The organism is Bacillus sp. RC252 (genome assembly GCF_044909215.1).
Classification (GTDB): Bacteria; Bacillota; Bacilli; order Bacillales; family Bacillaceae_G; genus Bacillus_A; species Bacillus_A mycoides.
Window position 1 is genome coordinate 287314 of the sequence record NZ_JBIYDV010000001.1, and the last position, 12168, is coordinate 299481.

At 38.4% G+C, this 12168-nt stretch carries 11 protein-coding genes and 1 riboswitch; of the genes, 5 read left to right on the top strand and 6 right to left on the bottom strand.

What is annotated here, in order from left to right:
* Positions 1-79: 79 nt before the first annotated feature.
* Positions 80-964: a LysR family transcriptional regulator gene (locus ABH960_RS01540; protein WP_404442182.1), complete on the top strand. Its 885-nt coding sequence runs from the start codon at positions 80-82 to the stop codon at positions 962-964.
* A 67-nt stretch (positions 965-1031) separates the two neighbouring features.
* Here ABH960_RS01540 and ABH960_RS01545 read toward each other — a convergent pair whose 3' ends face one another.
* A complete protein-coding gene (locus ABH960_RS01545) occupies positions 1032-2117 on the bottom strand; it encodes a hypothetical protein (RefSeq protein WP_002089636.1) in 1086 nt (361 codons plus the stop codon).
* Between the two features lie 89 nt (positions 2118-2206).
* A complete protein-coding gene (locus ABH960_RS01550; protein ID WP_242310174.1) occupies positions 2207-2356 on the bottom strand; it encodes a hypothetical protein in 150 nt (49 codons plus the stop codon).
* 253 nt (positions 2357-2609) lie between these two features.
* Between ABH960_RS01550 and cydA the strand changes: the two genes are divergently transcribed.
* The 3 genes from cydA to ABH960_RS01565 all read left to right on the top strand — a co-directional run bounded on the left by cydA (position 2610) and on the right by ABH960_RS01565 (position 6561).
* Positions 2610-3965 (top strand): cytochrome ubiquinol oxidase subunit I, encoded by a 1356-nt coding sequence (cydA, locus tag ABH960_RS01555; RefSeq protein ID WP_002034780.1) that lies wholly within the window; start codon positions 2610-2612, stop codon positions 3963-3965.
* On the top strand, positions 3958-4983 hold the full coding sequence (locus tag ABH960_RS01560; protein WP_002089640.1) for a cytochrome d ubiquinol oxidase subunit II: 1026 nt from the start codon (positions 3958-3960) through the stop codon (positions 4981-4983). The genes cydA and ABH960_RS01560 overlap by 8 nt, the downstream gene beginning before the upstream one ends.
* Positions 4984-5202: 219 nt before the next feature.
* Entirely contained in the window at positions 5203-6561 is a 1359-nt protein-coding gene (locus ABH960_RS01565; RefSeq protein WP_113936238.1) for an arsenic transporter, read from the top strand.
* A gap of 98 nt (positions 6562-6659) precedes the next feature.
* Here ABH960_RS01565 and thiC read toward each other — a convergent pair whose 3' ends face one another.
* Together thiC and lldP are read right to left on the bottom strand one after the other, a co-directional pair.
* Positions 6660-8420 (bottom strand): phosphomethylpyrimidine synthase ThiC, encoded by a 1761-nt coding sequence (thiC, locus tag ABH960_RS01570; RefSeq protein WP_242310176.1) that lies wholly within the window; start codon positions 8418-8420, stop codon positions 6660-6662.
* Between the two features lie 112 nt (positions 8421-8532).
* Positions 8533-8648: riboswitch (TPP riboswitch) on the bottom strand.
* A gap of 71 nt (positions 8649-8719) precedes the next feature.
* The gene (gene lldP, locus ABH960_RS01575; RefSeq protein WP_404442188.1) at positions 8720-10381 is read right to left on the bottom strand and encodes an L-lactate permease; all 1662 of its coding nucleotides are present in this window, start codon (positions 10379-10381) and stop codon (positions 8720-8722) included.
* A gap of 287 nt (positions 10382-10668) precedes the next feature.
* Between lldP and ABH960_RS01580 the strand changes: the two genes are divergently transcribed.
* The gene (locus ABH960_RS01580; RefSeq protein ID WP_404442191.1) at positions 10669-10986 is read left to right on the top strand and encodes a magnetosome magnetite crystal formation protein family; all 318 of its coding nucleotides are present in this window, start codon (positions 10669-10671) and stop codon (positions 10984-10986) included.
* Positions 10987-11162: 176 nt separating this feature from the next.
* Here the strand turns inward: ABH960_RS01580 and ABH960_RS01585 are convergent, their stop codons facing one another.
* Together ABH960_RS01585 and ABH960_RS01590 are read right to left on the bottom strand one after the other, a co-directional pair.
* Positions 11163-11654: a metal-binding protein gene (locus tag ABH960_RS01585; protein ID WP_002089644.1), complete on the bottom strand. Its 492-nt coding sequence runs from the start codon at positions 11652-11654 to the stop codon at positions 11163-11165.
* A gap of 50 nt (positions 11655-11704) precedes the next feature.
* Complete coding sequence (locus ABH960_RS01590; RefSeq protein WP_002089647.1) at positions 11705-12070, bottom strand: YkvA family protein; 366 nt, start codon at positions 12068-12070, stop codon at positions 11705-11707.
* Between the last annotated feature and the right edge of the window lie 98 nt (positions 12071-12168).

Sequence of the window (12168 nt, forward strand, 5' to 3'; positions counted from 1 at the left end):
TACACGTCACTTTCCATACTGTATAATACATCTTTAATTATCAATTCATTCCTTTTGGTCTATAGAAAGGAGATTCGAAGTGGAACTTCTTCAATTAAAATACTTTCAGACAGTCGCACGACTAGAACATATGACAAAAGCAGCTGAAGAATTGCATATCGCGCAGCCTTCACTCAGTAAAACAATCGCTAGACTAGAAAAGGACTTAGACGTCCCCTTATTTGATCGCCAAGGTCGACAGATTACATTAAACTCTTTCGGCAAAGTATTTTTAAAACGAGTAGAACGCATTTTTCATGAATTAAGTGAAGGGGAACGTGAAATTAAAGATTTAGCTGAATTACAACAAGGCTCTATTACGCTTGCAGTTTCTATTCCAAGAATATTACCCGAGCTACTCGGTTCTTTTTTACTAGAACACCCTAACGTTCGATTCCAACAATTTCTCGCATCTACTCCTTCTATGAAGCGGCAACTAGATAATATGGAAATTGATTTTTGTATCTCCTCTGTACCAATTGAAGGCGAGGAAATGGTTTGGGAACCACTTATCACAGAAGAAATTTTCTTAGCTGTTCCTTCAGGACATCGGTTATCAAACCGCGAAAGTATCTATTTGCATGAAGTAAAAGACGAATCGTTTATTAGTATGAACACTGGTTACGGATTTCGGCACTTAACAGATGAATTTTGTAAAAAAGCTGGTTTCACTCCACATATCGCTTTTGAAGTAGATGAACCAACCGTGATTAGCGATCTCATTAAGCAAGGTCTTGGCATCGCCTTTGTCCCAAGTTTAACTTTATTAAAAAACTCTACTTTAGCATCAAATAAGTTACGTATCATTGAACCTAATTGCGAACGAACTATCGGCTTAAGTTGGTCGAAGAAGCGCTATTTATCAAACACCGCCCAGCAATTTCGTGAATTCGTGATTGATTACTTCTCCAATATTAGGGCGTAAAATTATATCGCTTTACAAACAAATAACGACACAAATAGAAGGTACCATCCCCATAGGGTGGCACCTTCTATTTTTTACTCTTATCCAATTCCATTTCCGCTAAAAGCGGCAATACGTTATCGAAAATATGTGTATTATTATTCTCACCTGTTACATATCCACCATAATATCTACTAAATACATTATCATTTCGGAATGTAGTCATCCGCTCATACAATTCCTTCGCAAACTTTGTATCACCTGTTTGTAGTACGTACAAAATTGTTAATCCGTAAGATGCTGGTGATTCATAGTTCACAGCTTGTTTTCCCGTTTCTAAGTTATAACGACCATATAACTTTTCGTCTTCGCGAAATTTCTTCTTTATAAATTCCAAATAAGCATCTGATGAAAGACCGCCTAAACTACGATGATAAGCAACGTATGATTGATCAATAAGATTCACTTCTTTATCGTACGTAAATGTCCCATCATCTTTATACTCTTTCGGGAATGCCCAGCCCTGCCTTGGGTAATCCGCTAAAAACTGAACAACTTCCTGATACTGCTGTGCAGAAATTTTTCCATACTTTTTCATATAAGAGAATGCATGCGGATTTATGTAAGATGTTGTTGCAAAGTTATTTTGTTTCCCTGTATCTGCATCGTAATAATCAACGTAATAATTACCTTTTTTATTATAACGAAGTACAGAATCACTCAATTGATCTGCAAGGTTTTTATAGCGATCTTCCTTGTACATTTCATAAGCACGATATAATTGTTCTATAATACGAAGATCATCGATAAGTGCATTAGTAGCTGACTGCATTTCTCCCTTTTCAGAGATTTTCCATATAACGATGCGATCCTTGTGTACAAAGTTATTTTGAATAACCTTCACTTGTTCATCAAATAAAGCTTGATCATCTTTATCAAGTGTATATTGTAGCCATAACCCTGCAGATTCTGATAAAGCTTCACGGCCCTTCGCTTCACCCTTACCTGCCTTTGTATCCTCTAAGCGATACGTTGCAAGTGTTCCATTTTCATTCACCATATGTCGTAAAATAAAATGCTCGGTACGATTTCCTTGTAAAGCTGACCAAAATACAACTCCACCTAAAGCGATTAAGAGAATAACCCCAATCCCTATATATAAACGTTTTCGCAAGCTTTTCACCTCCTTTTAAGGCTAACCTTAATTTTACCAGAACATACGCAAATATAAAAAAGACAATCCTTTAGATTGTCTCTCCCACCTTATCCTTCGCAAGCCTCTTTAGAAGGTCTATATAGCGATTCCACAAGTCGATCATATTCACGACGCGTAATTTCTTTATTATACAACTTTAATAATAACTCTCTATGCTCTCTTGAAAATGCCATCTTTTTAATGACTTCAGGATACATAAAACACCCTCTCCATTTCACATAAACTTCTTCATCCCGGAAACAGAACTTACGTTCGCATAAAAGATTATAAAAGATTCAGCCCTAAAAAACAAATAAAATATTACCAAATATCAATTTCTTTTTCTTTAGAATATTTAAACATTAAATTATCGTACTCATTTTTTAAATACATATATATTTTTGGTAGTTTTTTTGAATAAATTTTCCAATTAAATCAGAAAATAATGGCAAAAAGAAGAGGAGTATACATATGGATACCGTAACATTAGCAAGGGCATTTTTTGGTTCTTCATTAGCATTCCACATTATCTTTGCAACGCTTGGAGTCGGGCTTTCTTTAATGATTTTTATAAGTGAAATACTCTATCACTGGAAGAAAGATTCCGACTATGCCATTATGGCAAAAAGATGGACAAAGGCTTTTGCTATCCTTCTCGGTGTAGCAATTCCAACTGGAACAATTGTTGGTGTACAAATTTCACTTCTTTGGCCTGGTTTCGCCAAAATTGTTGGGCAAGTTATTTCCGTTCCGTTTCAAATTGAGATTTTCGCCTTCTTTTTAGAGGCTTTATTCATGTCTATTTACGTATATGCGGCTGATAAACTGCCTCCAGTTATGAGATTAATCTCACTATTTTTCGTTATGATTGGCGCCACTGCATCTGCCGTGCTTATTACATCGGCAAACACATGGATGAATACACCTGCGGGCTTTTCAATGAATCCAGATGGCTCAGTTTTTAACGTTGATCCGTGGAAAGCTTTCTTTAATCCGAGCTTTGGCACAAGTGCATTCCACGTCGTTATTACGGCCTATACAACTGGAGCAGCTGTTATTGCTTCTATCGCTGGATTTAAATTATTAAAGAAAAATTTAAGCGCTCGTGAAATTGCTTACCATAAAAAAGGATTACTGTTAGGGCTTGTCGTTACATTTATCACAGGTGCTACGATGTGGCTTTCAGGACACGAATCTGCTATTGCCTTACATAAACATTCACCTGAAAAACTAGCATCTGCTGAAGCTTTGTTTGAAACGACATCACACGCGCCTTTATCGATTGGCGGGGTTGTGGACCCTAACACACTTGAACTAAACTATGCCCTTGAAATTCCGAACATGCTTAGCTTATTAGTGGGACTAGACCCTAACACCGTTGTAAAAGGTCTAAAGGAATTCCCACAAGAAACATGGCCACCATTTTACACACATACACTGTTCAACTTAATGGTTGGCACCGCTGCCTTTACTTTTGCAGTTGCAGCTATTGCCCTCTTATATTGGTACTTTGTTTACCGAAAAAAAGGAGTAGAGTTACCGAAGTGGCTTCTTTGGGGAGCTGCCGCCTGTGGACCCGTTATGTTGCTCGGTATTGAATTCGGATGGATTTTTAGTTGTAGTGGTCGTCAGCCATGGACAATTTATGGCATGCAACGCACGGTAGATGCTTCTACGCGCGCTGATTTCGTCGGTCCTTTATTTGTTTTATTCATCATTTTATATATCGGACTCGGTATTTTAACAGTCTTTGTACTACGGACATTCTTTAAGAAACATCCATTAAAGAATGATTTACATCACGAAGGAGGCGATTCTCGTGCATGAGGAAAGCATTGCAATCATCATCTTATGGGCTCTTATTTTCGTATATAGCATACTAGGTTCTATTGATTTTGGAGCTGGTTTTTGGGGCATGGTATACGCTAAACACCCGACACTTGCTGCCAAGCTTGCTAATCGGTACTTATCACCAACTTGGGAAGTAACAAATACGTTTCTTGTCTTTGTCGTCGTTGCTTTTCTCGGTTTCTTCCCAAAAGCGGCCTTTACCCTTGCAACCGTTATGTTTGTACCAGTTATGTTAATTTTAGTACTCGTTGCGATTCGTAGTACTTTTATGGTATTTGCTTACTCCCTGCCAAAATACCAACACCTTCTTCGGATTATTTCAGGTATTACTGGGCTCTTAATCCCAGCTCTATTAATTACCGTTCTGCCAGTTACAGAAGGTGCCTATATTACGATGTCTGAAGGAAAAGAAGTGCTCCTTTATGGAAAACTTCTTTCTAGTCCCGTTATTTATTGTTATATGCTCTTCGGACTAACTTCGGAACTATTTCTATCATCTCTCTTTCTTGCTGATTTTGCTAGGGAACAAGGTTCTGAAGATACGTACCGAATTTATAGAAGAAATGCCATCATACTTGGTCCTGCAACGCTCGTGACTGCTATTATCGCTCTCGTTGTAATGGACCCTGAAACACACTGGCTTATGCAAGGACTCATAAAGCAATTCCCATGGTTTACAGTCTCTATCATTTTATTTGTTATCGGATACTCTTCCCTTTGGTGGACAAATAAGAAATATGGCACACTAGGCTTTCCTCGCATTGCAGTTTTAGCTGTCGTCGCTCAATATGCATTTGCAAGCTACGCTTACGGCGTCGCCCATTTACCTTATATCATTTACCCGGACGTAACTGTATTTACAAGCTTTACGACGGTCGAAACATTCTATGCACTTCTTATTCTTTACGCAATCGGGATTGCAATTTTACTACCAGGATTTATTTTCTTCTGGAATTTATTCTTAAAAGATCGAACATTTTTAAAGGAAAAATAGTAAATGAGGGGCATTCACACATTGAATGCCCCTCATTTATTAGACTCCGCTCCTAATAGTTATTACACTACTACTTATACTTGCCTTATTGCTCAAAATACACATATTCACTAGATTCAGGTAGATGCCTAGTTCTTCTTATTTTCTTTTGAATATAATGCTATATAAACTTGAGACAAGCTACATTTGTTCAAGGGAAAATAGAAAGGTAGGTTAAATATGAGCATTGAAATATGGATTACTATTATTGTATTCTTCTTAACGATGATTGTTATCTTTTGGCGCCCTCGTGGTATAAATGAGGCGTGGCCGGCAGCAGTCGGCGCCGGCATTATCCTCATTACTGGACTTGTATCAAAACCAGACGTCATAGACATTATAAGTAAAATTGGAGGCGCCTCCATAACGATATTAGCGACCATCGTTATGGCAGTTATATTAGAAAGCTTCGGCTTCTTCCACTGGTCCGCAGCAAAACTCGCAAACTTAGCGAAAGGTTCCGGACACCGCCTATACTGGTACATTCAATTACTATGTTTTCTTATGACTCTTTTATTTAATAATGACGGTAGTATTTTAATTACAACTCCAATTTTAATCCTTCTTCTGAAAAATCTTCAATTAAAACCTCATCAACAAATCCCTTATTTATTAAGTGGCGCTCTAATTGCCACTGCATCTAGTGCACCAATCGGTGTAAGTAATATCGTAAACTTAATCGCATTAAACATCGTCCATATGACTCTTTATATGCATACTGCTATGATGTTTGTACCTGCAACATTAGGACTACTGTTTATGTCATGGCTTATGTATACAGTTTTAAAGAAAAAGCTACCAGAAAGATTACCTGTTTCTTCATATGATATTGAAGAAATTTTCTTCACGAAAAACTTCCATCCGTTAAAAGGACAAAATTCTGTTAATACGAAACAAAAACGTACGAAATTCATGTTAAAAGTATTAGGCTTCGTCTTCCTTATGCGCTGCCTTCTATTCGTTGCATCCTTCTTATCGATTCCAATCGAAATTGTTGCCGTACTCGGTTCACTCGTTCTTCTCATCTGGAGATGGTACTACTTACGAACAAACCCAGTCGATATTTTGAAAAAGACACCGTGGCACATTTTAATTTTCGCCTTCTCTATGTACGTAATTATTTACGGGCTTCATAACGCAGGATTAACAGCGGCGCTTGTCCATTGGCTCGAACCAGTTGTAAGTCAGCATCTACTCTATGCCAGCTTTGCAATGGGCGGACTCGTTTCCCTCCTCTCTAACGTCTTCAATAACCACCCTGCACTTATGATTGGTACAATCACATTAACAGAAATGGGACTAGATCCAGTCACATTAAAAACGATCTACCTCGCAAATATCATCGGTAGTGACATCGGTTCACTATTATTACCAATCGGTACACTAGCTTCCCTCATTTGGATGTATATCTTAAGACAAAACAAAATTAAAGTGAAATGGAAAGATTATTTAAGCGTATCTCTCATCGTAATCCCACTCACAACAGTCGTCACATTATTCCTCTTATACTACTGGGTACAATTATTCTTCGCCTTATAGACGACAGAAGCCCCCTTTGCTACCGTCTTAGCAAAGGGGGCTTCTTCTATATTTAAGTTAGGTACAGTGTGATCAATCAAGTAAAGAGGTGTGACGTGTTATTGATATAAGTGACTACCAGTTTCTTTGAATTCTACCGCTTTCTCTTTCATTCCTTTTTCAATTGCTTCTGTCGTTTCTAAGTCATTTTCTTTCGCATATTCACGAATATCATGTGAAATTCTCATACTACAAAACTTTGGGCCACACATTGAACAGAAATGCGCTGTTTTCGCCCCTTCTGCTGGCAACGTTTCATCATGGTACTCCATCGCGCGTTCAGGATCTAAAGATAAATTAAATTGATCGCGCCAACGGAATTCAAATCGTGCTTTTGAAAGTGCATCATCACGCTGATGAGCCGTTTTATGCCCTTTCGCAAGATCGGCTGCATGCGCAGCGATTTTGTACGTAATAACCCCTTCGCGAACATCATCTTTGTTCGGTAAACCTAAATGTTCTTTCGGTGTTACATAACAAAGCATCGCCGTTCCAAACCAGCCGATCATCGCAGCACCAATCGCTGAAGTAATATGATCATAACCTGGTGCAATATCTGTCGTTAACGGCCCAAGTGTATAGAACGGCGCACCCTGACAAATATCAAGTTCTTTCTCCATATTTTCTTTAATTAAATGCATCGGTACATGCCCAGGTCCTTCAATCATAACTTGCACATCATGTTTCCAAGCGATTTTTGTTAATTCACCAAGTGTTTCAAGCTCAGAAAACTGCGCTTCGTCATTTGCATCTGCAATAGAACCTGGACGTAATCCATCTCCAAGAGAGAACGAAACATCGTACTGCTTCATAATTTCACAAATCTCTTCAAAGTGAGTATATAGGAAGTTTTCTTTATGATGGAATAAACACCACTGCGCCATAATCGAACCACCGCGCGAAACAATACCTGTCATACGCTTTGCAGTAATTGGAATGTAACGAAGTAATACACCAGCGTGAATCGTGAAGTAATCAACGCCTTGCTCCGCCTGCTCAATTAACGTATCACGATACACTTCCCACGTTAAATCCTCTGCAATTCCGTTTACCTTTTCAAGCGCTTGATAAATTGGCACAGTTCCAACTGGTACCGGAGCATTACGAATAATCCACTCACGTGTTGTATGAATGTTTTTACCTGTAGATAAATCCATAATCGTATCTGCACCCCAGCGAGTCGCCCACGTCATCTTCTCTACTTCTTCTGCAATAGAAGACGATACAGCAGAGTTTCCGATATTTGCATTTACCTTCACGTGAAAATTACGTCCAATTATCATCGGTTCCGCTTCAGGATGGTTAATGTTCGCCGGCAAAATCGCACGACCTTCTGCAATCTCCTTACGAACAAATTCAGGCTCTACCCCTTCACGAATCGCAACATATTCCATCTCAGACGTAATAATGCCATTACGCGCATAATGCATTTGCGAAACATTTGCACCTTGCTTCGCTCTAAGCGGCTTACGATCCATTTGCGGGAAAACAGGTGTATGTTTTGAAGCCACTTTCACACCGTCATCCTCTGGTTTCACTTCGCGCCCTTCGTATGCTTCTACATCACCACGCCCCACAGTCCAAGAGTGGCGCGGCGCCTGCAACCCTTTTTCCAGCTCCACTTTATACTCTGGATCTGTATAAGGTCCACTCGTATCATACACACGGATTGGCGGATTTTGAACACCGTTCGTATCGCTTTGTTCAATCTCGCGCATTGGTACTTTCATACCTTCACGTGTTCCATCCACATACACTTTCTTACTTCCTGGTAAACTCGATTTCAATTCAATTTGCTCAGCTGAAACAGACTGTTTCATAACCTTTGTTGCCCCCCTGTTCGTGACAAGGACAAGATATGGCCAGCGCATGCCAAAATAAAAAGAGCCAGGTCCATAAAAGAATAAGGACCTGGCTCATAAAGACATAATTATGTAAAGCCGTTAACTTCCCTACGCTGGTACGAGCCAGATCAGGTCCAAAGGGTTAAGAAGTTCACACGCTTCTCTCTCAGCCTACGCATACGTTAGGCACCCCTAGTTTATCACTGATTTAATTTTCAATACTTTCCCATCATACACTATAATCTGAAAAATGCAAAGTTTATTTCTTTTGTTGTTTACGGAATCATCCAAGTTAAATAATAAGCCTGCACATACGTCATAATCCCAACAATAGTAACGAAGAATAAACTATGCTTCAATGTAAAGCGGAACAAATCTGACTCTTTCCCAGCAAGTCCAACTGCCGCACAAGCAATCGCAATTGATTGCGGAGAAATCATTTTACCTGTTACACCGCCCGTTGTATTTGCTGCAACGAGAAGTACTTCAGATACACCGACTTGCTGCGCTGTAATTGCTTGTAAATTCGAGAACAGTGCGTTCGCTGACGTATCTGATCCTGTTAAGAATACGCCAATCCATCCTAAGAATGGTGAGAAGAACGGGAATAGTCCGCCAGTTCCTGCAAGTGCTAACGCTAATGTAGAAGATAGACCAGAATAGTTTGCGATAAATGCGAATCCTAATACGAATCCAATAGATAGAATTGGCATTTTTAGTTCATTTAACGTTTCTTTAAATGTTGCTACTGCATCTTTTGCACTCATTTTCAAAATAAAGATAGAAATGATACAAGCAATTAAAATTGCTGTTCCAGTCGCTGATAAAACATCTAATTTCAAGATTGCTTCATAAGGTGTTGGTTTATTTACAATAGGCTCTGCTTTCATTACTAAATTGTGCAAGCTTGGAATTTCAAATTTAAATACGAGACTTTCTAAAGCGCCGCCCGGGGCGAATAACGCTTTAAAGAAACTCTGGCTCCAGATGACTACCATCACAGTCAAAATAATGAACGGAGACCACGCTTTTACTACTTTTCCTACCGTTAGTTTCGGCATAGATGTCGTTGTCGTCGCCGCGGCTACTTCACTATTCGCTTGCTTAGTTTGATAAATTTCTTTCGGCTGCCAAACTTTTAAGAATAGCGATAAACTTACTAAACTTACAAGCGCTGACGTAATATCCGGAAGTTCTGGTCCTAAAAACGTCGCTGTAATAAACTGTGTAATTGCAAATGAACTACCCGCTACAAATAAAGCAGGCCACGTTTGTTTTACTCCTTTAAAGCCATCCATTAAAAATACGATAAAGAACGGAACAAATAAAGATAAGAACGGTAATTGATGCCCAGCCATTTGTCCAATTTTATGCGGATCAATGCCTGTTACTTGTCCAGCAACTGTAATCGGAATCCCCATCGCTCCGAACGCTACTGGTGCAGTATTTGCGATTAAACAAAGACCTGCTGCATATAAAGGATTTAGCCCAAGGCCTGCCAGAAGCGCTGCCGTAATCGCTACTGGTGCACCAAATCCTGCTGCCCCTTCCAAAAATGCTCCAAATGAAAATCCGATTAAAATAACGAGTAAACGATGGTCATTCGTAATGGATAATACAGATGCACGAATGACATCAAATTGACCTGTTTTCACAGAAATTTTATATAAAAATACTGACATAATGATAATCCACGCAATTGGCCATAATCCGTATAAGAAACCGTATCCGGTCGCTGCCATTGCCATTGTGAATGGCATTTTATACGCAAATAACGCCACCAAAATCGTTAATACAACTGTAATAAATCCTGCCACATACCCCTTCATGCGGAAAACTGCTAAAGCTAAGAAAAAAAAGATGATTGGAATAAGTGCGACTGCTGCCGAAATCCAAATGTTACCGAACGGATCGTAAACTTGTGTCCATGTGTTCATTGTTCTCTCCCCCTAAAGAATCCCCTTTTAAATAAGATATAACCTTATCAATAGACTACCAGGTCATCATACCTTTAAGTCTAAAAAATATAAAACGTTTAAGAAAACGTTTTCAATAATTTTATCACAACAATTTTCATTTAAAAAGATTTTTTTGAAAATTTTATCATTTAAAAAGGAAATCTTACAAAAGCGTCACGTTCTTGTAATGTTAATCGATAGGAAGCTCGCCAAATCTACTGCATACTAAAGGTATAACAACGAACATTACTTATGAGGTGATATATATGAACGGAAACAAAATATTAGCAGCTTTATCATACTTTAGTGTATTATTTGCGCCTATCTTATTCCCTATTATCGTGTGGATTGTGGGCGATTCTGAAACGAAACCACATGCAAAACGTGCTCTATGGACACATATCGTTCCAAGTATCGCAACATTTATTGGATTAGTTATTTTGGGAATTATGGGCATCGGATCTGATCAACCAGACGTAACACTTGGAATTGGAGCAATCATCGTCTTATGCATTTGCGGAATCATTAGCTTATACTACTTCATTTGGAATATCGTGAAAGGTATTAAGATACTGAAAGCTTAGTTTTAAACAAACGTTTGATTAAAAAGAAACTGTCCAGAAATTAATGTCGCATGATCGTAAATGAAATTTTATCGGCGATTCGACAAGGAATATCGACTTAACTACAAAATACGACAAGAATAACCTACCTATTAATAAGAAAAAACCGTCCCAAAATACCTTTTGGGACGGTTTTTTTATCTTCTGCGTTTCTTCTTTTTTCTCATCATTTTCTTTCGGCGCGTATTCGCTTTATCCGCTATAATGTGGAGCGTACTCGCCACAACAATCCCCATTACAAACGTTACAATTTCAACCTCGTGTTCCTTCGCAATTTCTATTAAATTTCCACCGAATGCGATTATATTTAATAGGAATAAAAACGGAGAAAACACGATTAACATGTATGCAATACGAATAATATCACCAATTATAATCGTATGTGTGAAGAAGGAACGATGGGGCATTACGCTCCTATATGGATACCAAAAAATACGGAGGAATCCCCATTTATTATACGCATTACTGTACGTATCTAAATCCGGTGTTAGAAATGAAGTACCTACTAAAAAGCCAATTGCAAAAGTTAATAAAAAATCAAAACTTGTTAATCCATACGAAAAGAGCATAAACAAAACAACTGGAAGGGATATTAAGTTTATTTTCGTATGCGTTCTTCCTGATGGCATAATGCACTTCCTCGCTTACGTTCGCCCTGTCATCCTATGACAGTTCTCGCCTATTGATCTAATTTTTGATCGATAAATGATGTGTCTATATCCGAACCAAACCATTCTGCCAACTTCACTCGCGACTTATCTTTCACATCTTCATTTACGTATATCGATGCTTGTAATAGTGCGGCCATTAACGCACCTAAATCATCCGTATAACCGACTCCAGCAATGAAATCTGGAATGGCATCAATCGGTGCAATGAAATAAGCAAGTGCTCCGATTACAATAATTTTCACTCGTTTTGGAACATCCGGCCTTTGCAAAACGTAAAACAACAATAAACTCGCATAGATTACCGACTGCCCTGCCTGCTTCGCAACATGTTTTATTTTCTTCCAAAACGCTTCAACTGAAAATTTTTGTTTCATTCAAAAGCCTCCCTATTTTCAAAAGAAATAAGCTACAATATGTTATGTTATCAGTAAAAGTTCATCAAAATTACACATAATCTATCAATGAAATTTCA